The 25,877-nt window shown below is 30.4% G+C and carries 28 protein-coding genes; 19 read left to right on the top strand and 9 right to left on the bottom strand.

The genetic code is table 11. From position 1 onward, the window contains the following. The first annotated feature begins 3 nt into the window (after positions 1 to 3). Positions 4 to 558: a regulatory protein RecX gene (locus AC5SLT_RS04005; protein WP_271766274.1), complete on the top strand. Its 555-nt coding sequence runs from the start codon at positions 4 to 6 to the stop codon at positions 556 to 558. Here AC5SLT_RS04005 and AC5SLT_RS04000 read toward each other — a convergent pair. From AC5SLT_RS04000 to AC5SLT_RS03990, 3 genes are read right to left on the bottom strand one after another with little or no spacing between them, the layout of a single operon-like run. After that, on the bottom strand, positions 550 to 696 hold the full coding sequence (locus AC5SLT_RS04000) for a hypothetical protein (protein ID WP_494576238.1): 147 nt from the start codon (positions 694 to 696) through the stop codon (positions 550 to 552). The two genes, AC5SLT_RS04005 and AC5SLT_RS04000, sit on opposite strands and share 9 nt — an antisense overlap. After that, positions 696 to 1,466, bottom strand: coding sequence for a 3'(2'),5'-bisphosphate nucleotidase CysQ family protein (locus AC5SLT_RS03995; RefSeq protein WP_271499472.1), 771 nt, complete (start codon positions 1,464 to 1,466; stop codon positions 696 to 698). The genes AC5SLT_RS04000 and AC5SLT_RS03995 overlap by 1 nt, the downstream gene beginning before the upstream one ends. Then, a complete protein-coding gene (locus AC5SLT_RS03990; protein ID WP_271499474.1) occupies positions 1,463 to 1,633 on the bottom strand; it encodes a DUF3553 domain-containing protein in 171 nt (56 codons plus the stop codon). The genes AC5SLT_RS03995 and AC5SLT_RS03990 overlap by 4 nt, the downstream gene beginning before the upstream one ends. A 42-nt stretch (positions 1,634 to 1,675) precedes the next feature. Between AC5SLT_RS03990 and mnmA the strand changes: the two genes are divergently transcribed. Beyond that, on the top strand, positions 1,676 to 2,791 hold the full coding sequence (gene mnmA / locus AC5SLT_RS03985; protein ID WP_494591256.1) for a tRNA 2-thiouridine(34) synthase MnmA: 1,116 nt from the start codon (positions 1,676 to 1,678) through the stop codon (positions 2,789 to 2,791). Here the strand turns inward: mnmA and AC5SLT_RS03980 are convergent. After that, on the bottom strand, positions 2,788 to 3,486 hold the full coding sequence (locus tag AC5SLT_RS03980; protein ID WP_494591255.1) for a hypothetical protein: 699 nt from the start codon (positions 3,484 to 3,486) through the stop codon (positions 2,788 to 2,790). The two genes, mnmA and AC5SLT_RS03980, sit on opposite strands and share 4 nt — an antisense overlap. A gap of 166 nt (positions 3,487 to 3,652) precedes the next feature. On the opposite strand from AC5SLT_RS03980, the gene AC5SLT_RS03975 reads away from it, so the two are divergent. From AC5SLT_RS03975 to AC5SLT_RS03920, 12 genes are all read left to right on the top strand, one after another. After that, positions 3,653 to 4,828 carry a trans-sulfuration enzyme family protein gene (locus AC5SLT_RS03975; protein ID WP_271499483.1) on the top strand — a complete coding sequence of 392 codons (1,176 nt, stop codon included), beginning with the start codon at positions 3,653 to 3,655 and terminating at the stop codon, positions 4,826 to 4,828. Then, the gene (locus AC5SLT_RS03970; RefSeq protein WP_494591254.1) at positions 4,825 to 6,045 is read left to right on the top strand and encodes an MFS transporter; all 1,221 of its coding nucleotides are present in this window, start codon (positions 4,825 to 4,827) and stop codon (positions 6,043 to 6,045) included. The genes AC5SLT_RS03975 and AC5SLT_RS03970 overlap by 4 nt, the downstream gene beginning before the upstream one ends. 3 nt (positions 6,046 to 6,048) lie before the next feature. Next, positions 6,049 to 7,212 (top strand): chorismate-binding protein, encoded by a 1,164-nt coding sequence (locus tag AC5SLT_RS03965; RefSeq protein ID WP_494576227.1) that lies wholly within the window; start codon positions 6,049 to 6,051, stop codon positions 7,210 to 7,212. Then, positions 7,209 to 7,766: an aminodeoxychorismate/anthranilate synthase component II gene (locus tag AC5SLT_RS03960; RefSeq protein WP_011281980.1), complete on the top strand. Its 558-nt coding sequence runs from the start codon at positions 7,209 to 7,211 to the stop codon at positions 7,764 to 7,766. Before AC5SLT_RS03965 ends, AC5SLT_RS03960 begins: the two co-directional genes overlap by 4 nt. Next, positions 7,729 to 8,499: an aminotransferase class IV gene (locus AC5SLT_RS03955; protein ID WP_494591253.1), complete on the top strand. Its 771-nt coding sequence runs from the start codon at positions 7,729 to 7,731 to the stop codon at positions 8,497 to 8,499. Before AC5SLT_RS03960 ends, AC5SLT_RS03955 begins: the two co-directional genes overlap by 38 nt. Continuing rightward, on the top strand, positions 8,468 to 8,902 hold the full coding sequence (locus tag AC5SLT_RS03950; RefSeq protein WP_011281982.1) for an HIT family protein: 435 nt from the start codon (positions 8,468 to 8,470) through the stop codon (positions 8,900 to 8,902). Before AC5SLT_RS03955 ends, AC5SLT_RS03950 begins: the two co-directional genes overlap by 32 nt. Positions 8,903 to 9,006: 104 nt before the next feature. Next, positions 9,007 to 9,801, top strand: coding sequence for an adenylyl-sulfate reductase (locus tag AC5SLT_RS03945; RefSeq protein ID WP_271564759.1), 795 nt, complete (start codon positions 9,007 to 9,009; stop codon positions 9,799 to 9,801). Between the two features lie 21 nt (positions 9,802 to 9,822). Further along, complete coding sequence (gene aprB, locus AC5SLT_RS03940) at positions 9,823 to 10,293, top strand: adenylyl-sulfate reductase subunit beta (protein WP_494591252.1); 471 nt, start codon at positions 9,823 to 9,825, stop codon at positions 10,291 to 10,293. Beyond that, positions 10,293 to 12,152 carry an adenylyl-sulfate reductase subunit alpha gene (aprA, locus tag AC5SLT_RS03935; RefSeq protein WP_494591251.1) on the top strand — a complete coding sequence of 620 codons (1,860 nt, stop codon included), beginning with the start codon at positions 10,293 to 10,295 and terminating at the stop codon, positions 12,150 to 12,152. The genes aprB and aprA overlap by 1 nt, the downstream gene beginning before the upstream one ends. Before the next feature lie 18 nt (positions 12,153 to 12,170). After that, complete coding sequence (locus tag AC5SLT_RS03930) at positions 12,171 to 12,521, top strand: hypothetical protein (protein ID WP_494591250.1); 351 nt, start codon at positions 12,171 to 12,173, stop codon at positions 12,519 to 12,521. 67 nt (positions 12,522 to 12,588) lie between these two features. Continuing rightward, on the top strand, positions 12,589 to 12,723 hold the full coding sequence (locus AC5SLT_RS03925; protein WP_494591249.1) for a hypothetical protein: 135 nt from the start codon (positions 12,589 to 12,591) through the stop codon (positions 12,721 to 12,723). 28 nt (positions 12,724 to 12,751) lie between these two features. Then, positions 12,752 to 13,834, top strand: coding sequence for a sulfite exporter TauE/SafE family protein (locus AC5SLT_RS03920; protein ID WP_494591248.1), 1,083 nt, complete (start codon positions 12,752 to 12,754; stop codon positions 13,832 to 13,834). On the opposite strand, the gene AC5SLT_RS03915 is transcribed toward AC5SLT_RS03920, so the two are convergent. Genes AC5SLT_RS03915 through AC5SLT_RS03905 form a run of 3 tightly spaced genes read right to left on the bottom strand, consistent with a single transcriptional unit; the run spans position 13,831 to position 16,379 of the window. Then, positions 13,831 to 14,904, bottom strand: coding sequence for a YeiH family protein (locus AC5SLT_RS03915; RefSeq protein WP_494591247.1), 1,074 nt, complete (start codon positions 14,902 to 14,904; stop codon positions 13,831 to 13,833). The two genes, AC5SLT_RS03920 and AC5SLT_RS03915, sit on opposite strands and share 4 nt — an antisense overlap. 18 nt (positions 14,905 to 14,922) lie before the next feature. After that, a complete protein-coding gene (locus tag AC5SLT_RS03910; protein ID WP_006997075.1) occupies positions 14,923 to 16,089 on the bottom strand; it encodes a UxaA family hydrolase in 1,167 nt (388 codons plus the stop codon). A 5-nt stretch (positions 16,090 to 16,094) separates the two neighbouring features. Then, positions 16,095 to 16,379: a UxaA family hydrolase gene (locus AC5SLT_RS03905; protein WP_006997074.1), complete on the bottom strand. Its 285-nt coding sequence runs from the start codon at positions 16,377 to 16,379 to the stop codon at positions 16,095 to 16,097. A gap of 111 nt (positions 16,380 to 16,490) precedes the next feature. Between AC5SLT_RS03905 and xsc the strand changes: the two genes are divergently transcribed. Beyond that, positions 16,491 to 18,275, top strand: a complete 1,785-nt coding sequence (xsc, locus tag AC5SLT_RS03900) for a sulfoacetaldehyde acetyltransferase (RefSeq protein WP_494591246.1) — start codon at positions 16,491 to 16,493, stop codon at positions 18,273 to 18,275. 39 nt (positions 18,276 to 18,314) lie between these two features. Continuing rightward, the gene (locus AC5SLT_RS03895) at positions 18,315 to 19,619 is read left to right on the top strand and encodes an NAD(P)/FAD-dependent oxidoreductase (protein WP_494591245.1); all 1,305 of its coding nucleotides are present in this window, start codon (positions 18,315 to 18,317) and stop codon (positions 19,617 to 19,619) included. Here the strand turns inward: AC5SLT_RS03895 and AC5SLT_RS03890 are convergent, their stop codons facing one another. Both AC5SLT_RS03890 and AC5SLT_RS03885 read right to left on the bottom strand, forming a co-directional pair. Then, positions 19,620 to 22,205, bottom strand: coding sequence for an ABC transporter permease (locus AC5SLT_RS03890; RefSeq protein WP_494591244.1), 2,586 nt, complete (start codon positions 22,203 to 22,205; stop codon positions 19,620 to 19,622). Beyond that, positions 22,141 to 22,806, bottom strand: coding sequence for an ABC transporter ATP-binding protein (locus AC5SLT_RS03885; RefSeq protein WP_006997068.1), 666 nt, complete (start codon positions 22,804 to 22,806; stop codon positions 22,141 to 22,143). Before AC5SLT_RS03885 ends, AC5SLT_RS03890 begins: the two co-directional genes overlap by 65 nt. Here AC5SLT_RS03885 and AC5SLT_RS03880 point away from each other — a divergent pair. The 3 genes from AC5SLT_RS03880 to AC5SLT_RS03870 are packed head-to-tail and all read left to right on the top strand — an operon-like array spanning position 22,805 to position 25,811. After that, on the top strand, positions 22,805 to 23,419 hold the full coding sequence (locus AC5SLT_RS03880; protein WP_006997067.1) for an arylesterase: 615 nt from the start codon (positions 22,805 to 22,807) through the stop codon (positions 23,417 to 23,419). The two genes, AC5SLT_RS03885 and AC5SLT_RS03880, sit on opposite strands and share 2 nt — an antisense overlap. A gap of 14 nt (positions 23,420 to 23,433) precedes the next feature. Then, positions 23,434 to 24,726, top strand: a complete 1,293-nt coding sequence (locus tag AC5SLT_RS03875) for an NAD(P)H-dependent oxidoreductase (protein ID WP_494591243.1) — start codon at positions 23,434 to 23,436, stop codon at positions 24,724 to 24,726. Positions 24,727 to 24,746: 20 nt separating this feature from the next. Further along, positions 24,747 to 25,811 (top strand): tartrate dehydrogenase, encoded by a 1,065-nt coding sequence (locus AC5SLT_RS03870; RefSeq protein WP_494591242.1) that lies wholly within the window; start codon positions 24,747 to 24,749, stop codon positions 25,809 to 25,811. Positions 25,812 to 25,877: the final 66 nt, after the last annotated feature.

The following is a 25,877-nucleotide window of genomic DNA, read 5'->3' as shown; positions in this document are numbered from 1 at the left end:
CATATGAGAAATAGAAAAAAAACATTAAAAGCTACGGTAGAGGAGATGAGAAATTTCTCGTTTGCATATATTGAAAGATATGCCCCGTCAAAACAACAGCTTAGAACCTATCTATTAAAGAAGTATCTAAAAGCTAATTTAGAAAATATTAAAAAACAAGATATTACAGATTTAATTGATGTTGTTTTACAAGATCTTGAAAAAAGTAAGTTTATTAATGACAAATTCTATTCTGAAAGCAAGTCTAGAAGTTTAATTCAAAGAGGTAGTTCGGTTAATAAAATCAGAAACTATCTAATGACCAAAGGAATTAATGATCGTTACATTAAAGAAACAATAGATAAGATTAAAGAGGATAACTCTGACCAAGATTTTTTTTCTGGAATAAAAATATGTAAAAAAAAGAGAATTGGACCAGCGAGAGTAGAGGATAATCGAGTATTATTTTACAAAAAGGATATTGCTTTACTAGCAAGAAATGGTTTTGATTTTGAAACCTCTAAAAGGATCATGGATATTGATCAAGCTGACTATATTAAAATAATTAGATTACTTTAATTTTTTTTCTTTTTCTTCTTCTTCAACAAGAGACTGAATTCTATTTTTAATAACATTTTTAACAAATACAAAAACTAATAAACCAAAGATCGAAACTGATACTATAATTATTAAAATTATTCTTAATTGCTCATCCATTATAATACGTTTTTACTTTTTAAAATTAAACTTGGGTTTTTAAATTCAGTTTTTCCATAGAGTATTTCATTATAATTAAAATCAGTCACTTTCCCCCCTGAGTGATCAAGGATCGCATGACCAGCTGCAATATCCCACTCACAAGCTCTTGGTTCAGCTACATACATATCAAATTCACCAGCAGCAATTACACAAAATTTTAATGAACTCTTCATTTTTTGAAAAGATTGTATCTTATATTTTTTATGAATTTCTAAAATTTCAGGTTTAAGTTCACTTGAATAGCTTACTGCCGTATACCCCTCAAAGTCTTTTTTTTTATTCATTAAAGAAATTTCTTGATTGTCAATTAGTTCATAACTATGAGATAGGCCATAAGAATAAAATACTCTTTTCTTTGCTGGAGCTGTTATAATTCCAATTGCAGGTTTTTTGTCTAAAATTAATGCTGCATTTAAAGTAAACTCATCACGATTATTAATGTAATCCCTAGTGCCATCTATCGGATCGATTAACCAAAAATTATTTAGATTAATATCCATTTTGTGGTTTGCACTTTCTTCTGAAACAATTGAAATGTTAGGAGTTATTTCTTTTATTTTATTTGTTAATATTTTATTAACCTCAATATCACCATTACTCACTGGGGTATTATCTGACTTAATTTCTTTTTTTAAGCCAGCCTTTCTTAAATCTAAAGCTACCTGACTTGCTTTATTAAAAGTATCTATAAGTGAAAGGGTAATTTTCTTTTTTTCTTCAAGGTTCATTTATATAATTTTTCTAATTGAATTACTTTTGAGTTGATCACTTTTTTTCCAGCATTTTCAAAATTTACAGTAACTTTACCATTTATTATTGATTGTACCTGACCTATGCCCCAATCTTTGTTATTTTTGTTGGTAACCTTGTCACCTGGCTCATAATCTAAAATCATTTAATTTACTTATAGTGAATATACTAATAAATATCACTAAATATGACAAAATTGAATTCAATTGGAATAGCAAAAGAACCCAATGATACTTTAATTGTTGTTGCAATGTCAGGAGGAGTAGATTCTTCGACAGTAGCAGCAATGATGAAAAATGAAGGTTATAAAGTCATAGGCATAACTTTAAAACTTTATAACGATAGTAAAGAAACAGCATCCTCAAAACAATGTTGTGCAGGACAAGACATCATGGATGCCAAAAGAGTGGCTGACAAATTAAAGATAGAACATAAAATTTTATATTATCAAAACAAATTTAAAGAGGGCGTAATTGATAATTTTATAGATAGTTATTTAAATGGAGAAACACCAATACCTTGTGTACAATGTAATAAAACAGTTAAATTTACTGATTTGTTTGAAGAAGCTAAGAGATTAAAAGCTGATGCTTTAGTTACTGGTCATTATGTAAAAAGTATCACAGATGAAAATAACACAGATATGTACAGAGGAATTGATTTAAATAGAGATCAAAGTTATTTCTTATTTAACACAACAAAAGATCAATTAAATTTTTTAAGATTTCCACTTGGCAACCTTCTTAAAGATGAAACAAGAAATATAGCAAGAGATCTAGATCTCAATGTTGCAGACAAACCCGACAGCCAAGATATTTGTTTTGTACCAAATGGAGATTACGCCTCAGTTATAGAAAAATTTAGACCAAATTCTTTTAGCAAAGGTAATATTAAAAACATGAATGGTGAAGTAATAGGAGTTCATGATGGTATTATTAACTATACAATTGGTCAAAGAAAAGGAATTCGTGTCTCTGACAAAAACCCATTGTATGTAGTAAAAATCATTGCAGATAAAAATGAAATTATTGTTGGAACTAAAGAATATCTTGTTAAAACAAAAATAAATTTAAAAGATTTAAATATTATTACGAACGACCGAAAAGATTTTGAAAAAGAATTATTTGTGAAAGTTAGATCTACCGGTAGATTAATCAAGGCTAAGATAAATATAGACAATACCTCAGCTAATGTTAATTTATTGGAAGAAGAACATGGCATTGCACCAGGTCAAGCATGTGTTTTTTATTCAAAAAATAATAAAGGTTATAAAGTTCTTGGTGGTGGATGGATTACAAACTAATTTTTCTTTTTCCACATGAAATAAGTTAATAAATAAAAAGTTATAACACCTAAAAAATAATCCCACTCCAGTGCATGTTTGACAAACTTAAATGTGTTTCCTGGCCAACTAATTATTGGAATAGCAATTACAGCAACAACAATTAATGTTGAAACTAAAATTAATTTTAATTTTAGAACTTTAATATTTATAAATTTAGATAATTTTTCTTTAACTGAATATAGTGCGACAACTAGATAAGCTTGCGCTGTAATTTCGAATATAATGAATACTAGCATTATTATTCTTCTGAATAATTTATATAAATTATTATCAAATTCAATTCCAAGAAATATTGAATGAATAGTCAGAGCCACAGCTGAGCCCACACCAAAAAAAATTATTTTCTTAAGATGTTTAAAGTCTTTGTTAAAGTTTAATATTATGTCTCGGTTAAAATACCAGTATTTGATAAGTAAAAATGATGTCAAAAACATTGCTGGTTTAAATATCAACCAGCTTGGGTAAGGCCTAGCCGCTCGACTAATAGAAAGACCACCATCTATATAAGGCCATAACGAATTATGGACTATGTGTTCTTGGTTAGGGAATAAAGCATGAAACTGCGTAATTAATACTAGACAGGTATTTATTGCAACGAATGGAACAATGAACACCCAAATGCTTATGGATTTAACTTTTTTAATCTCGTCCATTACAAAGAGCTATTTTTTCTTATTTTTTCTCTTTGCTCTTCTTTTTTTAGAACCCTGTTTTCTTCGGCCTCTATGTTTTTTTGGGTAACCCATATTATCCTATTATTAATTTTATTGACGTAATTCGAGGGATATAGCATTGTCCCCTTAACTTATCAAATTTTTTATGACTAAATCATTCAAGACTTTCCTTAAACATACTGCAAAAGATTACCACAATCAGTCAGTTAACCCTCCTGTAGTCAGAGCCTCAACTATTATCTTCAAATCCATGCAAGATATTAGAAAAATGCAGGATAAGAGCAAAAAAGATCCAACGGGTGGACATTTTGATTATGGAAGACAGGGAACATCAACAACCCATGTTTTGTCACAGATACTTAAAGAAATGGAAGAGTGCTATCATGTATTTTTAACACCAACTGGATTTGGATCAGTTTTCTTATCTATATTTAGTATTGTTCGTCCTGGTGATGAGATTATTGTGGCAGATCCAACATATTCACCTACGAGAATTTTAACTCAAGATTTTCTAAAAGAATTTAATATAAAATCTGTTTTTTATGACCCACATGATTTGAAAACTTTAGAAAAAGCAATTACAAAAAAAACAAAATTAATTTTTGTTGAAAATCCTGGAAGCAATACGTTTGATTTTCAAGATTTAGGTAAAATAGTATCAATTGCAAAAAAGAATAAAATTTTTTCAGCAATTGATAATACATGGGGAACCCCTTATTTTCTAAAACCAATTAAACTTGGTTTTGATATGTCAATTGTATCGGCTACCAAATATTATTCAGGTCATTCAGATGTTATGGGTGGAAGTTTAGCTGTTAATAAAAAAGTTTTTAAACAAGTTGATAAAGCGAATAAGATAACTGGTTTAAGGCTTGGTCCTGATGATGCGTATTTAATAACAAGAGGACTTAGAACTTTAGATGTTAGATTAGACAAACATGAAAAAAGTGCAAAACAAGTAGCTGAGTTTTTATCTAATTACAAAAACATAAAACTTTTATATCCTCATAAAAAAGATTCCTTTAATTTTAGAATGTGGAAGAAATATTATTCTGGTGCCTCAGGATTGATGGGTCTAAAAATTAAATCAAAAAACAAAAACTCTGTAATTAAGTTTGTTAATTCTTTAAAATTATTTGGTTATGGATATAGTTGGGGTGGATTTGAAAGCCTTGCGTTATATCAAGATAAACGTGAACAAGGTAATAGAGAATATCTAAAATTAGCAAAAGATGAACATTTAGTTAGATTACATATTGGTTTAGAGGATCCAAAAGACCTCATAGATGATTTAAAAAAATCTCTTAAATACGTTAAATGAATTCAGAAAAATTTATTCAAAATAAAACAGCTTTAATAACGCTGATTGCAGCCTGTGTTGTTGTTTTAATTTCTCTTGGAGTTAGACAAACTTTTGGTCTGTTTTTCATAGATTTTAAAAATGACCTAGATATTTCAATAACTCAATCTGGATTAGCAATTGGTATTCAAATGTTAATGTGGGGTTTAACAGGTCCTATATTTGGAGCTATTGCAGATAAATATGGTGGACATAAAGCAATTTGCTTAGCTTTTGTTTTTTATATTTTAGGGATTTACTTTTTATACGCTGGTCCAAATACTGGAATTTTTTTTCAAATCGATTTAGGACTTTTAGTTGGAATTGGTTTGGGCGGAACTGCAATTAGTATTCCAATGTCAATTGTTGGAAAGCATTTTCCATTATCAAACAGAACAATAGCAATGAGTATTGTGACTGCCGTTGGTTCTTTGGGGTATTTTATCTCTCCTCTTTATACGAGTTATTCTTTAATTAAAAATGGATGGGTCGATACACTTTTTGTATTCACAATATTCCTGGTTATTGGACTTATAATAGCTTTTTTTGTGAGATCTCCATCTGCTGCTCAGTCTATTGAAAAACCTAACGATCAAAGTACTTTTGATGCTTTAAAAGAAGCTTTTAAAAACAAAAGCTACATATTGCTGACATCTGGCTTTTTTGTGTGTGGTTTTCACATAACTTTAGTTGGAACCCATGTCCCAAAATATGTAATTGATAGAGGTTTAGAAAGTTGGACTGCTGCTGCAATTTTATCATTAATTGGTCTCTTTAATATATTTGGTTCTTTATTAAGTGGATATCTTTCTACAAAAATTAGTAAAAAAATTATCTTAAGCTCTATTTATGCATTGAGAGGAGTTTCAATTATATTATTTATATTTCTACCAGCGAGTAACATTAATGCATTTATCTTTGGTGCAAGTTTTGGTTTTCTATGGCTATCAACAGTGCCTGCAACAAGTGGTATAGTTGCTCATATTTTTGGAACAAAATATTTAGGTGTATTATATGGAATAGTTTTTTTAAGCCATCAAGTAGGCTCATTTTTTGGAGCTTTCCTTGGAGGATTATTTCATGATTTATATGGCTCTTATGATTATGCTTGGTATTTAGCAATTGTTTTATCTGTTTTTGCAGCAATAATACATCTACCAATTAAAGAACAAGCAGTTCTAAGACTAAAAACAGAATAGAAATTGAATAAGAAAAACTACTTACTGGATTTAAATAAATCAAAGAAACCCTTTATAATCTATAAATCTGATAAAGGGTTTGATCTTTATACAGACTTTTCGAAAAAGATCATATTAAACAATAATAACATTGAAAAATTTATTAACAAAAATAATAGATTGAGATTTCCTCATAAAGAAACAGATCTATTTATTGGTTTTTTTGGCTATGAAATATTAAATAATCTAATTGACGTAAAAATAAAAAAACAAAAAACAATAAATTTCCCTAAAGGAATATTTTACAAACCTGAAACAAAAATAAAACTTCCAAACAACCTTGAGTATAAAAAAACAAGATCATTAAATTCTAATGATTTATTCAAAATAAATATTAATAAAAAATCCTATAAGGTAATATTTGATAAATTTAAAAAGAAAATAAAATCTGGAGAAACATATCAGATTAAAATTTGCACTAAATATAGTAATAAATCAGAAATAGATGCTTTAGATTTTTTTAGTAGACTTGTAAAAAGCAATATGGCTCCTGAAGCCTTTATGATTAAGGATAAAAATTATTCAATAATAAGTTGTTCACCTGAAAATTTGATAACAAAAAAAAATAATTTTATAACCACAAAACCAATTGCAGGCACTTTAAAGAAAACTAAAAAATTAAATAAAAATAAAGCCCTTACTTTTTTTAGAAAAAACTTAAAAGAATCCAAAGAACACAACATGATTGTTGACATGGAAAGAAATGACTTATCTAAAATTTGTAAACCAGGTTCAGTAAAAATTTTAAAAAAGAAGATAGTTGAAGAATATAAAGATCTTTATCATTATGTGAGTTTAATTGGAGGACAACTCAAGAGTAGAGTTACCTCATTAGAAATTATAAAGGCAATGATGCCTGGAGGATCTGTAATAGGATGTCCTAAAATTAGTACATTAAATTTGTTAAACAAACAGGAAAAACAAAATAGAAATATTTATACAGGTAGTTTTGGTTACTTAAAGTTCAATGGAGATATGAGGTTTAATATTATTATTAGATCAATATTAAATTTTAAAGGTAAATCAGAAATTTCTGTGGCCTCTGGAGTTGTAATTGACAGTAATGCGGCTCATGAATTTAATGAAAACTATATTAAAGCAAAGTCATTAATGGATCTTTACAAATGATATACATTATTGATCATCATGACTCTTTTACTCAAAACGTAGTACATCAATTTCAAAATTTTGATGAAGTTGTTTGCACTAATTTTAATGAAATAAATCAAAATAAATTAAAAAAAGCAGATATTATTGTTTTTTCACCAGGTCCAGGTGCTCCAAAAGATTATCCAATTAGTTCTGAGATTTATAAAAAATTTAAAGGTAAAAAAAAAATTATTGGAATTTGTCTTGGGTTTCAACAAATTCTTCATTGTGAAAATGGAAAAATAGTTGAACAAAAAAAGATTTACCATGGTTTCCAATCTAAAATAAAAGTAACTAGCAAAAATTCATTGTTTAAAAAAAATAGTCAATTTACTGTAGGTAGATATCACTCTCTAAAATTAAAAGAGCCGTTTGCTGCAAAAAATTTTGAAATTACAATGAGGTGTGCTATTTCAAATACAGCAATGACAATAGAAAATAATAAAGAGAAAATATTTGGCTTTCAATTTCATCCTGAATCTTTTTTAACTGAAAATGGTAACTTACTTATTAAAAAAATCTTATCAGCATAAAACTTACAAAGAGATTAATTTTAAAGATCTTTGGGGGGATAATGGTGTATTCACTACAATGTGGATTTTTGGAAAACCTGCTAAAATACTTTTTTTTAAAAAACATATTAAAAATTTAATAAAATCTTTAAAAGTTTATAAATTAAATAACCCAAATCTTGAAAAAAATATTCTTAAATTAATCAAACTGAATATTGATAAAAAAAGATCTTATAATCATCTTCTTAGAGTTGCAGTGAATAAAAAGATGATATCAATTTCTTTGAGAAACAGAAAAACTCCTAAATTAAATTTTAATTTAAAGCTTATCCGTCACAAACGATTTGACCCTAAATTCAAAAATCTTAAATATAACTTTATATTAAAATATTTATCTAAAATGGATAATACCAATTCAGATGTTGGTCTTTGTTACAAGAATACGATTTTAGAAAGTGGAACTTCAAATATACTGTTTATAAAAGATGATAAAGTATACTCTCCAATAAATAATATTTATAAGGGCATTACCTATAAATTTTTTAATAAAAAATTAGGTAAAATTATTAACAAAGATATATTGATAAAAACTTTATCTGAATTTAGTGAAATTCTTCTCATTGGTTCTGGAAAAGGTGTTGCTTCAATAAAAAATATTAATGAAATCAAGTGGAAGAGAAAAAGTTTTAAATTTTATAAAATACTATCTAATTTTTATAAAAATGAAGTTAACAAATGCTCTATCTATAGATAAAATTATGTTTGACCCAAATAATCCTTGTTTATTCTGCAACTCCAAACAAAGTGGACTAGCTGCTGAAAATGATTTGGCTTATGCTAGTTATGACACATATCCAGTGTCCGAATTCCATTGTTTAATTATTCCAAAACGGCATGTTGTGGATTATTTTGATTTAAATGACGATGAAGTGATTGCTTGCAATAACTTAATCAAACAAATTAAAGAGGAAATATTGTTAAAAGATCCGGCAGTTAAAGGATTTAATATTGGAACAAATGCTGGAGTTATTGCTGGACAATCAATCTTGCATTGTCATATTCATCTAATTCCTCGTAGAGAAGGCGATGTTGATAACCCACAAGGAGGAGTTCGGTCGGTTATACCAAAGAAACAGCATTACAAGCGTAAGGTGTAAAATCTTATATGGTAAAATAACCCATACAAAACGGTTGATCTATTATTTCATCTGTACTAAATAATCACAATCAACATAGATTCTAAATAAAGGTATTACTAATTATGATGTCAATTAACCCTTTTTCAGTTTTAGCTGAAACAATATCTCCTGCAGCCATACAATTTTTTGTTTTAGCTATGATTGCTTTAATTATTATTGGAACAATAGTTCAGATGATCCATCATAAAAATGTAACTTACTTTTTTAATAACGCAAAAAAAGCAAAATTAGCAGCTGAAAGAGAACTAGGAGTTGGAGAAAAAACATCAATTATTTTAAAAACTGTAGCTCATGATATCGCAACTACGGCAGAGCTTGGAGCTGGTAAAAGAAGAGTTGCACACGTTATGGGAATGTATGGAACTATTTTATTTTGGGTTGCATCAGTCGTATTAATTTTTGGTTACACTGGAACAGGAACTACTGCACCAACAATTTGGCCTATGATTTGGCATGTTGGAGCAATTATGACTTGTGTGGGTGGATACTGGTTTTGGTTATTTTTAAGAGTGGATGTGTTAGCCGAAGCTCATCCATGGTATAGAATTATTAAAGCTGACTTATTTGTATTGGCACTTCTTGCATGCGCTACTACTGGACTAGCTTGGTCATACTTTCAATCTTCTGGATCAGCTGGATTAGGATATTTATTTTTAATTTTATTTATTACCTCAAACATTGTTTTATTTGGGGGAGTTTATTGGTCAAAATTTGCGCACATGATTTACAAGCCTGGTGCAGCAATCCAAAAAAACTTAGCAGAAGCAGATGGATCAAGAGACAATCTTCCTCCACTTGCAGATGCACCAAAACAATTTGGACTAGGAATTAAAAGAGAACAACCAAAACATTATTAAAAAAGAGAGAGGTAAAATAATATGTCAACTTTTGTATACATGACGAGATGTGATGGATGTGGTCACTGTGTGGATATTTGTCCATCAGATATAATGCACATCGATGAAAATATTAGAAGAGCAGTAAATATTGAACCAAACTTTTGTTGGGAATGTTATTCTTGTGTAAAAGCTTGTCCTAATCATGCAATTGATGTTCGTGGTTATGCTGACTTTGCTCCTATGGGTCACAGTGTAAGAGTTAGACGTGAAGAAGAAAAAGGAACTATCTCTTGGAAAATTAAATTTAGAAATGGAACTACAAAAGATTTTGTATCTCCAATTACAACAAAGCCTTGGGGAGAATTTATTCCTAAATTAGCTGATGGTGAAAAGCCTAACCAAGGTGAGATCAACTCTCAAATGCTTTATACTGAGCCTAATGGGTTAAATATTGATGGTAAATTACCAGCAGTACCAAAAGATTCATTTAAAAAAGGAGTTTACTACTAATGGCTAAGCATAAAACACATTTTGAGGATTGTGATGTTCTAGTTGTTGGTGGGGGTATGGCTGGAACTGGTGCTACTTTTGAAGCAAGGCACTGGGGAAGAGACATGAAAATCATTTGTGTTGAAAAAGCAAATATCGATAGAAGTGGAGCGGTTGCTCAAGGTTTATACGCTATTAACTGTTACATGGGTATGCAGTGGGGTGAAAACCAACCTGAAGATCACGTAAGATATGCACGTAATGATTTGATGGGTATGGTTAGAGAAGATTTAGGTTATGACATGGCTCGTCACGTTGATTCAACAGTTCATATGTTTGATGAGTGGGGCCTACCAATGATGAAAAATGAAAAAACAGGTCGTTACCTTAGAGAAGGTAAATGGCAGATCATGATTCATGGTGAAAGTTACAAACCAATTGTTGCAGAAGCTGCAAAAAAATCAGCTGATAAAATTTATAATAGAATAATGATTACTCATCTTTTAATGGATGAAGCTCAAGAAAATAGAGTTGGTGGAGCTGTTGGTTTTAACATGAGAACTGGTGACTACCATGTATTTAGAGCAAAAACTGTAATCGTTGCAGCAGGTGGAGCATCTCACATTTTCAAACCAAGAGCAGTTGGTGAAGGAATGGGAAGAACTTGGTATGCACCATGGAGTAATGGTTCTGCTTATGCATTACCTATCGCTGTTGGAGCTAAAATGACACAAATGGAAAATAGAATTGTGTTATGTAGATTTAAAGATGGTTATGGTCCAGTTGGAGCATATTTCTTACACCTTAAAACATATACTCAAAATGCAAATGGAGAGAATTATGAGAAGAAATGGTATGACCAAACTAAAGAATTAGTTGGTGAATATATTGATCACCATCCAACACCAACTTGCTTGAGAAATCATGCATTTATTCAAGAAACTATTGCAGGTGGTGGACCCATTCATATGGTAACTACTGAAGCATTCCAAGACCCACACTTAGAAACAGTTGGTTGGGAAAATTTTTTAGGTATGACCGTTGGTCAAGCTGTTGTTTGGGCTTCTCAAAATATTGATCCTAAATATACAAATCCTGAATTAACTACATCTGAGCCTTATGTTATGGGCTCTCATGCAACCTGTTCTGGAGCTTGGGTTAGTGGACCTGAAGATTTATCTCCACCAGAATATTTCTGGGGTTATAACAGAATGTTAACAATTGATGGTCTTTTTGGTGCAGGTGATACTGTAGGTGGAAGTGCTCATAAGTTTTCTTCAGGATCATTTACTGAAGGTCGTTTAGCTGCCAAAGCTGCTGTTAAATATATAGAAGATAAAAAAGCAGAGGGTATTAAGGTTACAGATAAACAATGTGAAGACTTTAAAGCTGCTATATTTAAACCCCTTGAGACATATCAAGTAGCACAAAATGAAATTACAGGTGGAACAGTTTCACCAAGCTACATTTCACCTATTCAAGGTCTTCAACGTCTACAAAGAATTATGGATGAGTATGTTGGGGGAATTGCAACTAACTACATGACTAATGGTAATATGCTTAAGAGAGGCTTAGAATTACTTGCTTGGTTAGAGGAAGATTTAGAAAAAGTAGGTGCTGAAGATTTACACCAACTTATGAGAGCTTGGGAATTAAAACACAGAGCTTTGACTTCTCAATGTGTAACTGAACACACAATGTTTAGAGAAGAAACTAGATGGCCTGGTTACTATTATAGAGGTGACCATATGAAACTTGATGATGACAATTGGCATTGTTTAACAGTTTCTAGACGTGATCCCAAAACTGGTAAATTCTCTCTTGAGAAAGTGCCCGTTTACCACATAGTTGACGAGAACGAGAAGAAAAAAGCTTCTTAAAATAGTTAAACCTAAATTATGAATTTTTTAGAGAAATCTGATGATGAGATTATAGCCATTGCTAACCCTATTTGGGATAATCTCGTTAAGACGTCAAATATGAAAGATTATGGTGGATTTACTAAAGATTTTGGAACTCAAATGTTATTTGGAGCAAATGAAGTAGAGCTTGGAAAACAGTGGGCTAACAATAAGCTTTTAACAAGCTTAAAAGAGGACTACACGGCATTTGGCTGTTTAAGACGAGGTCAAAATATTACCGTTCTATTTAAACAGAAGAGCAAGGAAATAGAAGGTGAATTCCTTGGAAGGTTAGTTCTTGGTGTTGAGGGTGATGATGTGAAGGTCTTTGGAGCAACCATCTACTAATAAAAAAAATCACTTTATATTAAATATTTATTTGACAAATAATCAACTGGGTGTATTGACGGTTGTAATGTCAATTTTCAACGTAAAAATAATAAATAAACTTTCAAATTTTAAAGCAACTTTTATAAAAACAGGGATCTTTGTTAGCTTAGCTGCTTATTGGGGTGTTATTTTAGTTGGAACTTTTATCACATTTAATTAGTTTGTTTTTTAACAACTATTAATTTTTTATGGATGTATTTTTACCAATAGCTCAAGTATTTGTTAACCCAATTGAAATACTTTTATTGAGTGCAATCGTTGGAGTACTTTCTGGTTTATTTGGTGTTGGGGGTGGTTTTTTAATGACGCCATTCTTAATTTTTTTAGGCGTGCCACCTGCATATGCGGTTGCAAATGAAGCTAACAATATTCTTGCAACATCGGTATCAGGATCAACAACTCATTATTTAAAAAATACTTTAGATTATAAAATGGGTCTTATGATTGTTATTGGTGGAACTATTGGAACTGCATTAGGTATTTATACTTTTACATATTTTAAAGGTATTGGAAAAATTGATACAGTTATTTCTTTAGCCTACATGTATATACTTGCAATAATTGGCACATTAATGTTAGTCGAAAGTCTTGGAGAAATAGACAGAGCAAAAAGAAATCTTATTATTAAAAAAAAATTACATGTTCATTATTGGATACATGGTCTTCCATTAAGAATGCGATTTCCAAAATCAAAATTATACGAAAGTATATTTACCCCAATTATAATTGGTTTAATTGTAGGATTTATTGCAGCTATTATGGGTATAGGAGGTGCTTTTATATTGGTACCTGCAATGATTTATATAATTAAAATGCCGACAAAATTAGTTCCAGGAACTTCTTTGTTTGTAACAATTTTTGTGAGTGTCATAGTTACTTTTTTGCACTCATTTAATTTTGGATCTATAGATTTAATGCTAGTACTAATGTTAGTTATTGGATCGATTATAGGTGTTCAAATAGGACAAAAACTTGGTGAAAAAATTGATAGTTCTGGTTTAAAAGCACTACTGGCAATTTTATTATTGTTAGTTGGTATAGCTATTGCTTATGATACTTTTTTTGCTGAGCAAACTGAAAAAGAAATAATACAAGTATTAACTTCAGATTTAAACTTTTTCTCATTATTTATTTTAGAATTTTCAGAAGACATGCCATTTTTTTATGGATTATTTTCAATTATGTTTGCAATTATTTTAGGAGTTGGAACCGCTCTTATTAGACGTGTTTTTTCTAATTTTAAAAAAAAGATGTTACTGAAGAAATCTTAGTTTAAGAAATTAATATAAAATTCTATACTTAAAATACTAACCAAGCCTACTGTCGCCATCCCTATAAACCCCACTAAAAATGGTTTGTAACCCATACTTTTAAGATCTTTCAGATTAGTAGACAAACCAATAGCAGCCATCGCCATTGTTAAGAATATTTTTGATGATGATTTGATAATGTCAACTGCTTCTAGCCACAAATTATTATAAGTGTTTAAAAAAAATTGATCTCCAATATTCCTTAAAATTATCATAGCCACAAAACCTAGTACAAAATATGGGAAAATAGCTAATATTGAGTAATCTTTTTTAACAACATTGTTTCTATTATAAAGAAATGCAAATAATGGAATCATTATTACCAAAAAAGTATTTCTTATTAATTTTGTCACTGTTGCAATATTCAATGTTTCTGGGCTATTAAATTGTTGATCATAAATAAGTCCAGCCGCAGCTACTTGTGATGTTTCATGAATTGATGTACCTAAAAATAAACCAACAAACATTGGTTCAGCATCAAAGTAATAATTAGCAAAATAAGGATATATAAGCATCGATAAAATTCCAAACAAAGTGATGTTAGCAATTGCATATGATACTTCATTTTTTTTTGCACCAATTACTGGAGCAGTTGCCATAATTGCTGTTGTTCCACATACCGTGCTACCAATAGATATTAAGTAAGCCATTCTTGTTGGGATTTTAAGTTTTTTAATTAAGAATTTTATAACTATTAGTACTGATACAATACAAATTATGATTAAAGGTATTGCTACTGCTCCAAATTCTAAAAACTCAAAAGGTTTCAATTGAATTCCTAAACAAATTATTCCAAGTTTGAGAATATATGATTGAGTAAAGTCCAAACCTTTTACAAAGTTGTCTCTCATTTTGAATATATTTCCAAAAAGCATTCCAAGTAAAATAGCAATCATGGCTGTCGATATTGGACTTTTATCGTAACCTAATAATTCAATACCAATAATATTATTAAATCCTTGAGATAAACTGTAGAGAACAAACGCTAAAACAATACCTGGCAAAATGACCAGATATTTTTTAAATAACATTACTTTATAGATAAATTTTTAAGCACTTCTGTAAAGTTTAGTCATAACAAACTCTTTATGACCTAAAGCTTCAGCACAAGTTAATCTACCGTTAGCAACTCTAATCATTGATTTGATTAATTCATCACCAGCTTGTGATAAATTCATTTCACGAGATAGAATTTTCGATACATCACAATCAATATGCTCACCCATACCTTTTACAGTTAATGGGTTGGCAGTTAATTTTACAACAGGTTCAATTGGATTACCTACTATATTTCCTTGACCTGTTGGGAATAAGTGAATGTTAAATCCAGCAGCTGCTTGAAGTGTAATACACTCTGCTGCAGCAGATGAAGTATCCATAAAGTATAATCCTTTTCCTTTAGTAGGCTCTTCAGCTGGTTCTAAAACATCAATAAATTTACAATTTCCAATTTTTTGGAAATTTCCAAATGCCTTTTCTTCAATTGTAGTTAATCCACCTGCAATATTTCCCGCAGTTGGTTGACTTTCAGAAAGATCATCTGTTGCTTCTTTTAAAATAAAGTCGTTGTAATCACTCCAAGTTTTCATGAATTTTTCTGAAGCTTCTGGAGTGGCACCACGTGTAGCACAAACTTTTTCAGCACCAGTTAACTCTGAGGTTTCACCAAAACATAAATGAACTCCCAATGGCTCCAATTTATCCATTAAGTTTCCAACTGTTGGGTTAGCAGCAAGACCTGATGTTGTATCGGATTCACCACATTTAACCGAAATCCATAAATCACTTAAAGGACACTCTTCTCTTTGTTTTTCAGAAGCCCACATTGCAAATTCTTGAGCTTTTTTAGAAGCCTTCATGATTGTTCCAATATCACCAGTTCTTTCAATATGAAATCCTTCAACTGGTTTTCCAGTTTTAGCAATTTCATCAACAATTCTTTTTGTCCATTTAGGTTCAATTCCAATAACAATTACAGCAGCAACGTTAGGGTTTTTTCCAGTCCCAATCATTGTTCTAAAGTGTAGATCTAAATCAGCACCAAATTGAAGTCTTCCATAAGAGTGAGGAAGGGCAATCGTACCCTTAATATTATTTGCTACAGCTTCAGCACAAGCATTAGAGATATCATCTACAGGTAAGATGATTACGTGATTTCTAGTACCAACTCTGCCATTTTCTCTTTTATAACCTAAAAAACTTTTTGGAATTTCCATATTTTTTACCACTTCTTCGTTTTTACATTGTGAACATGAACATGCTCACCTTTTTTGATTGATTTAACTACTTTTCCAATATCATGACCATATTTCAAAATAGTATCACCTTCATTAAGGTCAACCATTGCAATTTTATGTCCTAATTGAATTTCATCTACTGATTGAATTTGAACTGTTTTATCATTCTCCATAATCCAACATGCGCAATCTTGTTTTGGAGTAATTTTATCAATAACAACTACTCCTACGTTGTCTTTTTCGTCGTGTATAATAATATCTGTAGCCATAATTGTGTCGATTTGTTTGTTTGAAATTTTTTAAATCTTATATATTAATCTTAAAAATTAACAAATTATTTATAGATTTTTTAACAACTTAAGCAGGAAGGCCTAATTATTATGACTAAAATGACAACAGAAGAAGCTTTTGTAAAAGTTTTACAAATGCATGGAATTGAACACGCATTCGGAATTATTGGTTCAGCTTTTATGCCTATTTCAGATATTTTTCCTGATGCTGGAATTACTTTTTGGGATGTTGCTCATGAAACAAACGGTGGATTAATTGCCGATGGTTACACAAGATCAACTGGTAAAATGTCAATGGTTATTGCTCAAAATGGTCCTGGAATTACCGGTCTTGTAACACCAATTAAAACTGCATACTGGAACCACACACCATTATTATTAGTAACGCCGCAAGCTGCTAACAAAACTATGGGTCAAGGTGGTTTTCAAGAAGTAGAACAAATGAACTTATTTAAAGATATGGTTTGCTATCAAGAAGAAGTTAGAGACCCTTCAAGAATGGCAGAAGTATTAAATAGAGTAATTGAAAAAGCGATCAGAGGATCAGCTCCAGCACAAATAAATGTTCCAAGAGATTATTGGACACAAGTAATTGACATTGATCTTCCTCCAATTGTTAGACTTGAAAGGCAAGCAGGTGGAGTTGATGCAATTAAAAAAGCAGCTGACTTATTGTCAAACGCTAAGTTTCCAGTAATACTATCTGGGGCAGGTGTTGTAATTGGTGGGGCAATTGAAGATTGTAAAAAATTAGCTGAGAAATTAGATGCTCCAGTTTGTTCAGGGTATCAACATAATGATAGTTTTCCAGGAAGTCACCCATTAGCAGCTGGACCTTTAGGGTATAATGGATCAAAAGCTGGAATGGAATTAATTAAGCAAGCTGATGTTGTTCTTGCACTTGGTACAAGATTAAATCCTTTCTCAACATTACCAGGTTATGGAATGGATTACTGGCCTAAAGATGCAAGTATCATTCAAGTTGATATGAATTCAGATAGAATTGGTTTAACAAAAAAAGTCACAGTTGGTATTTGTGGGGATGCAAAATTAGTATCACAACAAATTTTAGCTCAACTTTCTCCAACAGCAGGTGATACAAATAGAGAAGAGAGAAAAAATACAATCCACCAAACTAAATCTGCTTGGTTACAAGAGTTATCAAGTTTAGATCATGAAGACGATGATGAAGGAACAGTTTGGAATGCTGAAGCTAGAAAAAGAGATGCGGATAGAATGTCTCCTAGAGAAGCTTGGAGAGCAATTCAAGCTGGTATGCCTGATGATGTAATTATCTCCAGTGATATTGGTAATAACTGTGCAATTGGAAATGCTTATCCAACGTTTGAAAAAGGTAGAAAATATTTAGCACCAGGATTATTTGGTCCTTGTGGTTATGGTTTTCCAGCAATTCTTGGAGCAAAAATTGGATGTCCTGATACACCAGTAATTGGTTTTGCAGGTGACGGTGCATTCGGTATTAGCATGAACGAAATGAGCTCATGTGCTAGACCAGAATGGCCAGCAATTTCAATGGTAATCTTTAGAAATTACCAATGGGGTGCTGAAAAAAGAAATACTACTTTATGGTTTGATGATAACTTCGTTGGAACAGAGCTTGATCCAGAATTAAGTTATGCAAAAGTTGCTGATGCTTGTGGATTAAAAGGGGTCACTGTTCGAACCATGGAAGAGACTACTGCTGCTATCAAGCAATCATGTGAAGATCAAAAGAAAGGGATTACAACATTTATTGAAGTAATTCTTAACCAAGAACTGGGAGAGCCTTTCAGAAGAGATGCTATGAAAAAACCAGTTAAAGTTGCAGGGATTAAAAAAGAAGACATGATCAAGCAACCTTCTTTGGTATCTTAAGATCTTTCAAAAATATCTTATCTGTCATAATCTAACTACATGAAAGTAGTTAATGATACTAGCTGTAGTTGGATCAATGACCTTGTTAAAAGATCTAATATAAAATTTTTAGATAAAGAAAAATCCTGTGACTGGCTAATAATAGGTGCTGGTTATACAGGCTTGTCTGCTGCTAGAAAATTATCAGAACTACACTCAAATCAAAAAATTATTATTGTTGATGCCCAATTAGCAGGTGAGGGTGCAAGTGGAAGGAACTCAGGATATTTAGTCGATACGACCCTTAATGATGGTTTCACCTCAAATAAAGAACTTTCTAATTATAAAAAGAAAACAGACATTTATAAATTAGGAATTGATGTTGTGAAAAAGTTTATTAAAGAGCATCAGGTAGATTGTGATTGGAATGAATGTGGAAAATATTTTGCCTCATCAAATGAAAAAGATAGAAAGATACTGGATAATTTTAGCAAAACTTTATTAAAATTAAATTTTGAACATAATATTTTTGATAAAGATGATTTAGGTAAAAGATTAGGTACAAATTTTTATAACTTAGCACTTTATACTAAGGGTGGAATTTTATTACATCCAGGAAAGCTTGTTAGAGCTATGATTGACACTTTGCCAGATAATGTTGAGCTATTAGAAAACACTCAATTAAATGAATGGTCAAAAAATAAAGATACGATTATTTCTAGATTTAATAATCATAAAATAATTACTAAAAAGATTATTTTTTGCACAAATGGATTTTTAAAATCACTTGGTATTAAGAATAATTATAATTTCCCCTTAACCTTAACTGCAAGCATGACAAGACCATTAACTGATACAGAGTATAAGTCTATTGGTGAGCCTAGAGAATGGGGTGTGCTGCCTGTTAGACCAATGGGAGCAACTATTAGAATGACAAAAGATAAAAGAATTTTAATTAGAAATACTGCAGAAGCTCATAGTCCTTTTAAAATGTCAAAAATAGAGTTAGATAAAAGATCTTTAAATCAAAAACTTGGTATCAAAAAAAGGTTTCCAAGTTTAGCAGATAATATTATTGAATCTAGTTGGTCTGGGGTTGTATCTAGAACTAGAAATAGTTCACAAATTTTTGAAAAAGTAGAAGACAATGTTTTTGTGGCAGGCTGCTATAACGGTTCTGGTATTGGAGTTGGAACTTTATTTGGTGAACAGATAGCAATTAAAGCAAGTAATGAAAATAGTGATGAAATTAATATAATAGAATCTAGAACTAAACCTACTTGGCTTCCACCTCAGCCTTTTTTAAATATTGGGGTTAAAACAAGATTGATGTTTGAGAGGTTTAGATCTCGATCTGATGTGTAGTTATTGATTTCTTATAAGTGGATAAACCTTAGGGCTTAAATATTTAAAATTAGTAATCATAATTAAGATTAAAGTAGCCAGTCCAATTCCAATAGTTACCTGCAAAAATATTACTAAATCAAACTTCCAAGTGATTTGAAAAATATTTTCAATGATAAATTGTGAACCTATGACCGCAAAAAAGAGAGCTATTAGAATTATGGATGTGAATATTATAAAAAACTCAATAATTGAAGAAAGTATAACCTCAACTTTGGAAAAACCTAAAATTTTAAATATTAAATTTTGAAATTCTTTAATTTTACCCTGAACTATAATTGCACTTGAAATGACAATTAAACCAATGACTATAGTTATTGCAGAGATAACGGTTACAGCAATAAACACTTTGTTTAAAAGATCTGTTACTTTCTCCAAGTAATCAGTAATTTTTATAATAGAAAGACTAGGCATTTTATCTAGTAAAGCAGTTTCGTTAAAATTCTCTAAACTTTTAAACTTTGAAGTAGCCAAATATTCGTGAGGTATATTTTTTGCAAATTGAGGATTTAATAACATTGCAAAGTTAATAGAAAAATCTCTGTAGTCTACTAATCTAAAATTTACTATTTCACCTTCAATTTCACGTCCATAAATATTAAGAGTAAAAATATCACCAATTTTAATATCAAAATCTTTAGCAATTTTACTATCAAGTGAAATTTGAAGTTTATCAGGTCTATCTAGATCCCACCATTTGCCTTCTACAATTGGGTTATCTTTTAAAACTTTATCAGCCCAAGAAGACCTTCTGTCATTTCTGATCACCCAGTGGCTATCATTACTTGAATCGATATAAGTATTTGGATCTATTCCATTTATTTTTACAATGCCTGTTGAAACCATTGGAACAATTTCAAGGTTAGCTTCTTTATCCATTTTAAAAATTAAATCTTCAAATATTTGTCTTTCATCACTTTGAATACCAATGAAAAAATAATCAGGCGCAAGTTCTGGTATAGATTTAGCAATTTCTCTTTTAAAATTTGAACCTACAAAAGCTAAAGTTAATAGTAAAGTGACCCCTAAACCTAAAGACATAATAGTTATAGGGGTAATACTTTTAGTTTGAGTAATATTTTTAACTGATACTTTAATTGAAATATTTGGGTGCTCTTTAAGTCCTTTAAATAATTTAATGATCAAGTTTGATAATAAGTAGAAGACCAATAGACAAACAAAGAAAGCTCCAAAATAACCCAAGCTATAAATGGGGCGAGCTGAACCGATGGTAAATAAAGAAATTAAAATTGATAATAATAACAGACTTAAAAGAATTGATTTTTTTGAATAATAAAATTGCAGGTTTTGAAATACATTTCTAAATAAGTTTGATGCTTTAACTTGATCAATTGCATTAATGGTTGGTATAGAAAATATGATTAATACTAATAACCCTACTAAAAAAACTTTGAAATAATTAAGAATAGAAAAACTACCTTCAATATTTAATCCAAGACCAGCTGACAGATAAACATCAACAATAGGAACTAGAAAGAAACTAAAAGAGTAGGCGGCAGTGGATATTAAGAATAATAGAATGAGTAATTGTAGATAGTAGACTATTTTAATATCTTTTGAGAAAAAGCCTAAAGACTTCTTAACTGCAATAGACATATTGTTCTGATTTATAAATGAAAGTAACGTGTTAGCAATTCCAATTCCTGCAATTAGCATTGCACTGATTGATACAAGAGACAAAAATTGAGAGAAATTATCAATTATTCGCTTTAAAGGACCGTCAGATTTTTCGTGATATCTAAGTCTAACCTTCTTTTCATTTTTGAATAACTGCTCAATTTTTTTAGATAAAGTATTTGGATTATCTCCCTCATTAAATTTTACTTTATACTCATAGTTTAAAAAGCTCCCCAGATTATTAAGTTTTAATAATTCTAATGTTTGTTTGCCAGCTAAAGCAAAATCACCAAATACAAAAGCACCCCCAATATCAGGTACTGATTTTACGATACCAATTACAGTAAACAACTGATCTTGAACTTTGATTTTATCATTAATTTTTAAATTGAGATTTTTGAAAATGTTTTCATTAACAAGGATTGTATTCTCTATAGTTTGTAATTTTTCAAATGCACCACTTGGTTCATAACCTACCTTGCCAAATAATGGGTAATTTTGATCTACTGTTTTAATTCTAGAAAATATTGATTTATTTTTAGATTGATTGGTAGTTGAGATCATGGTGCTAAACTCAACCATTTGTGAAACAGTAGCAAATTCTTTAACTTGGTTAATTAATTCTAAGTTGCCAACATTACGATTATAGTCAATTTCAATATCTCCACCTAAAAGTGCTCTTGAATTATTATTTAATTCTTTATTCAAACTATCTTCAATGGTGAAAATTGAACTTAAAATAAATAGGCTGATAAAAAGTGTTAGAATAATACTAGAAATTTTTTTATAATTTCTACTCAAGTCTCTTAAGGCATATATCAAAGTTAACTTGTACTCTGAAAGCTTAGACAATTTTTCCATCTTTGATTTTAATTTTTCTTTTTGCTTTATTTGCAAGTTTTGGGTCATGGGTGACCATAATTAAAGATGATTTTTCTTCTTTAATATATTTGAATAAAATATCTGCAATCATTTGTGAATTTTCACTATCTAAATTTCCCGTAGGTTCATCTGCCAAAATTAGTTTAGGTTTCATGGCTATAGCTCTTGCAATTGCCACACGTTGCTGTTCACCACCTGAAAGTTGACTCGGTAAATTATTAAATCTATTTTTTAGTCCAAATCGATCCAACAACTCTTTGGCTCGTTCAGTAGGGTTTTTTAAATTATTTAACTCTAAGGTTAGAGCAACATTTTCAACAGCTGTATAATTTGGAATAAGATAGAAAGATTGAAAAACAATACCAATATTTTTTCTTCTAATTTTAGAAACTTCATCTTCACTCATTTTAGATATTTCTTGATCTTCAAAAAATATCTTACCAGAGGTTGCTTTCTCTAGTCCACCAGCAAGCATGATTAAGCTAGTTTTTCCAGATCCACTTTCACCAACTATTGAAATAGACTCATTTTTTTTAGTTTCTAAATTAACATTCTTTAAAACCTTAATAGTATCATTACCAGTTTGGTATTTAAGATTAACGTTTTTTAGCTTAAGAAGACTATCCATGATTAAAAGATTTATTATTAAAATTATTGCCGTCTGTCTAGTGAGCATAAACGTCAATGCTCTAGAAAACGTTATCTTATTTGGTGATAGCTTAATGGCAGGCTATGGTCTTCCACAAGAAAAACATTTAGCCATTGTACTTCAAAATAATCTTAATGATAGTGGTTATGATCTTGGAATTATTGATGGAAGTGTATCTGGAAGCACATCTGCTGGAGGATTAAATCGAGTTGAATGGTCTTTATCTCAACCGAATATTGACTTAATGATCTTAGGATTGGGTGCTAACGACATGTTAAGAGGAATAAGCCCAATCGAGACTGAAAAAAATTTAGAAAAAATTATTCAAACAGCAAAATTAAAAAATATAGAAATAATTTTAGCAGGAATGATTGCTCCAACAACTCATGGAATTAGTTATAAAAAAAAATTTGATAATATTTATCCAAGTTTAGCTAAAAAATATAAACTAAATTTAATCCCTTTCTTATTAGAGGGTGTTGCTTTAAAACCTGAACTTAATCAAGATGACGGTATGCACCCAAATGAAAAAGGAACTATAATTATAAGTGATACACTTACAAAAAGTATCATCAATTTTATAAAAAAATAGTATATCGTGATCAAATGTTTTTAAATACTAAACTACAATCCAGAAAAAAACCAATAAAAGTTGCATTCATTGGCTGTGGAAAATTTGTAAGCATGTTTCTTGCTCAATACAATCAATTACAAAAAATTACTATTGATACTATCGTTGATATTAATATTGATAACGCCAAAAAAAACTGTCTTAAGAGCGGTTTAACTACAGAGACAGTTAATAAAATAAATTTTGTAACTACTTTAGATGAGGCAATTGATAGAGATGTTGAAGTTTTTATAGAAGCTACTGGAAATCCAATTATAGGAACAGTTCATGCTGTAAAGATTATTAAAAACAAAAAACACATCATATTAGTAAATGTTGAAGCTGATATTACTTGTGGGAAATACCTTGCTGATCTTGCAAAAGAAAACAATGTTATTTGTTCAATGGCATATGGTGATCAACCTTCATTAATTATGGAACAGATTGAATGGGCTAAGTTAAACGGTTTTTCTGTAGTTTGTGCAGGAAAAGGAACAAAGTACCACCCAGATTTTGAATATTCAACACCAGACACGGTTTGGGGTCACTACGGTTTAAGTAAAGAACGTGCTGAAATTGAATCTGGTATGAATCCTAAAATGTTTAATAGTTTTTTATGTGGAGATAAATCTGCAATTGAAATGTGTGCAGTCAGTAATGCATCAAATTTAAAATGTCCAAATAATGGATTAACTTTTCCACCTGTTGGGGTTTATGACATTGCTAAAAAATTAATTCCAAAAGTGGAAGGAGGATTAATTGATTATGAAGGTCAAGTGGAGGTGATATCTAGCATTGATTTAAATCAAAAAGATGTTCCAAATGATCTTAGATGGGGTGTTTACATAGTAATTAAAGCTCAAAATCAATATGTCAAAAATTGCTTTAAAGATTATGGAATGGTGACCGATTTGTCTGGCAGTTATTCAGCTATATGGAGGCCATATCATTATATTGGTTTAGAACTTGCTCAATCGATATATGCAATTGCACTTGATCAAAAAGCAACAGGTCAAACTATAAATTATAATGCAGATGTTGCAGCTTATGCTAAAAAAGATTTAAAAATTGGTGAGCGATTAGACGGTGAGGGTGGTTTTTGTGCTAGAGGAAAATTGATAACTTCTAAAAAATCTAAACAAGAAAACATATTGCCGTTAGGTCTTACTGATAACGCTGTGTTAAAAAAAGACATAAATAAAGATGAAGTTATAAAAATTGATGATGTTGAGTTAAATTTACCTAAAGAGGTAATTGAAGCTAGAGATTATCAATACAATTTAATATAAAAAGTTAATAAAATTATCTTATGAAAACATACAATATTGCATCAATAGCAGGAGACGGAATAGGAAAAGAAGTTGTCCCAGTAGCACAAAAAGTTTTAAAAAAAATTTCAGAACAACATCAATTTAAATTAGTAATTGATGAATTTGATTTTTCATCGTGTGATTACTACGAGAAACATGGAAAAATGCTTCCAGATGATTGGAAAGAAAAAATTGAAAAACATGATGCCATTTTCTTTGGTGCTGTCGGTATGCCAGAGAGATACCCAGATCACATAACTTTATGGGGTTCATTAATAAAATTTAGAAGAGAATTTGATCAATACATCAATCTAAGACCAGTAAAATTATTTCCAGGAGTTAAATCGCCATTAGCTGACAAAACACCCGGCGATATTGATATGATTATTGTTAGAGAAAATACAGAAGGAGAATATTCATCTGTTGGTGGTAGAATGTATGAGGGAACAGAGCGAGAAATAGTTCTTCAAGAAACAATAATGTCCAAGCATGGTATTGATAGAGTGCAAAAATTTGCTTTTGAAATAGCAAAATCACGAAAAAGAAAAAAATTAACTAGTGCAACAAAATCTAATGGTATTTCAATTACAATGCCATATTGGGATGAAAGATTTGATGCTAATAAAAAAAATTACACTGAAATTGAAACCGATCAATTTCATATTGATATTTTAGTTGCAAGATTTGTTTTAAACCCTGAATGGTTTGATGTTGTTGTAGCATCAAATTTATTTGGAGATATTCTGTCTGATTTAGGGCCAGCTTGTACCGGTACTATTGGTATTGCTCCATCTGCAAATATAAATCCGGAGAAAAAATTTCCATCACTATTTGAACCCGTTCATGGTTCAGCTCCTGATATTGCAGGCAAAGGTATAGCAAATCCTATAGGACAAATTTGGTCTGGTGCTTTAATGTTAGATCATCTTGGTGAGAAAGAAGCAGCTAATGCAATTATGTTTTCAGTAGAAAAAACATTATTGGATAAAAAAAATAGAACAAAAGATTTGAGTGGAGAAAGTAATACAATCGAATGTGCACAAGCTGTATTAGATAATTTATAATTTAATTAAGTAGCAACAAAAAATAATGAATAGGATTACTTGAAGTCAACAGTGCCTCAGTCCTAA

The organism is Candidatus Pelagibacter sp. PS_11 (assembly GCF_059417975.1).
This window is presented reverse-complemented; position numbering and strand designations above follow the sequence as displayed.

What these genes read in the sequence shown, in the direction of transcription:
- AC5SLT_RS03930 (WP_494591250.1), top strand. Translation starts at nt 12,171, where the DNA reads ATGAATTTTTTAGAGAAATCTGATGATGAGATTATAGCCATTGCTAAC.
- AC5SLT_RS03895 (WP_494591245.1), top strand. Translation starts at nt 18,315, where the DNA reads ATGAAAGTAGTTAATGATACTAGCTGTAGTTGGATCAATGACCTTGTT.
- AC5SLT_RS03870 (WP_494591242.1), top strand. Translation starts at nt 24,747, where the DNA reads ATGAAAACATACAATATTGCATCAATAGCAGGAGACGGAATAGGAAAA.
- AC5SLT_RS03945 (WP_271564759.1), top strand. Translation starts at nt 9,007, where the DNA reads ATGATGTCAATTAACCCTTTTTCAGTTTTAGCTGAAACAATATCTCCT.
- AC5SLT_RS03950 (WP_011281982.1), top strand. Translation starts at nt 8,468, where the DNA reads ATGAAGTTAACAAATGCTCTATCTATAGATAAAATTATGTTTGACCCA.
- aprB (WP_494591252.1), top strand. Translation starts at nt 9,823, where the DNA reads ATGTCAACTTTTGTATACATGACGAGATGTGATGGATGTGGTCACTGT.
- AC5SLT_RS04000 (WP_494576238.1), bottom strand. Translation starts at nt 696, where the DNA reads ATGGATGAGCAATTAAGAATAATTTTAATAATTATAGTATCAGTTTCG.
- AC5SLT_RS03980 (WP_494591255.1), bottom strand. Translation starts at nt 3,486, where the DNA reads ATGGACGAGATTAAAAAAGTTAAATCCATAAGCATTTGGGTGTTCATT.
- AC5SLT_RS04005 (WP_271766274.1), top strand. Translation starts at nt 4, where the DNA reads ATGAGAAATAGAAAAAAAACATTAAAAGCTACGGTAGAGGAGATGAGA.
- aprA (WP_494591251.1), top strand. Translation starts at nt 10,293, where the DNA reads ATGGCTAAGCATAAAACACATTTTGAGGATTGTGATGTTCTAGTTGTT.
- AC5SLT_RS03910 (WP_006997075.1), bottom strand. Translation starts at nt 16,089, where the DNA reads ATGGAAATTCCAAAAAGTTTTTTAGGTTATAAAAGAGAAAATGGCAGA.
- AC5SLT_RS03905 (WP_006997074.1), bottom strand. Translation starts at nt 16,379, where the DNA reads ATGGCTACAGATATTATTATACACGACGAAAAAGACAACGTAGGAGTA.
- AC5SLT_RS03875 (WP_494591243.1), top strand. Translation starts at nt 23,434, where the DNA reads ATGTTTTTAAATACTAAACTACAATCCAGAAAAAAACCAATAAAAGTT.
- xsc (WP_494591246.1), top strand. Translation starts at nt 16,491, where the DNA reads ATGACTAAAATGACAACAGAAGAAGCTTTTGTAAAAGTTTTACAAATG.
- mnmA (WP_494591256.1), top strand. Translation starts at nt 1,676, where the DNA reads ATGACAAAATTGAATTCAATTGGAATAGCAAAAGAACCCAATGATACT.
- AC5SLT_RS03890 (WP_494591244.1), bottom strand. Translation starts at nt 22,205, where the DNA reads ATGACCCAAAACTTGCAAATAAAGCAAAAAGAAAAATTAAAATCAAAG.
- AC5SLT_RS03925 (WP_494591249.1), top strand. Translation starts at nt 12,589, where the DNA reads ATGTCAATTTTCAACGTAAAAATAATAAATAAACTTTCAAATTTTAAA.
- AC5SLT_RS03960 (WP_011281980.1), top strand. Translation starts at nt 7,209, where the DNA reads ATGATATACATTATTGATCATCATGACTCTTTTACTCAAAACGTAGTA.
- AC5SLT_RS03880 (WP_006997067.1), top strand. Translation starts at nt 22,805, where the DNA reads ATGATTAAAAGATTTATTATTAAAATTATTGCCGTCTGTCTAGTGAGC.
- AC5SLT_RS03920 (WP_494591248.1), top strand. Translation starts at nt 12,752, where the DNA reads ATGGATGTATTTTTACCAATAGCTCAAGTATTTGTTAACCCAATTGAA.
- AC5SLT_RS03970 (WP_494591254.1), top strand. Translation starts at nt 4,825, where the DNA reads ATGAATTCAGAAAAATTTATTCAAAATAAAACAGCTTTAATAACGCTG.
- AC5SLT_RS03995 (WP_271499472.1), bottom strand. Translation starts at nt 1,466, where the DNA reads ATGAACCTTGAAGAAAAAAAGAAAATTACCCTTTCACTTATAGATACT.
- AC5SLT_RS03915 (WP_494591247.1), bottom strand. Translation starts at nt 14,904, where the DNA reads ATGTTATTTAAAAAATATCTGGTCATTTTGCCAGGTATTGTTTTAGCG.
- AC5SLT_RS03885 (WP_006997068.1), bottom strand. Translation starts at nt 22,806, where the DNA reads ATGGATAGTCTTCTTAAGCTAAAAAACGTTAATCTTAAATACCAAACT.
- AC5SLT_RS03990 (WP_271499474.1), bottom strand. Translation starts at nt 1,633, where the DNA reads ATGATTTTAGATTATGAGCCAGGTGACAAGGTTACCAACAAAAATAAC.
- AC5SLT_RS03975 (WP_271499483.1), top strand. Translation starts at nt 3,653, where the DNA reads ATGACTAAATCATTCAAGACTTTCCTTAAACATACTGCAAAAGATTAC.
- AC5SLT_RS03955 (WP_494591253.1), top strand. Translation starts at nt 7,729, where the DNA reads ATGGTAACTTACTTATTAAAAAAATCTTATCAGCATAAAACTTACAAA.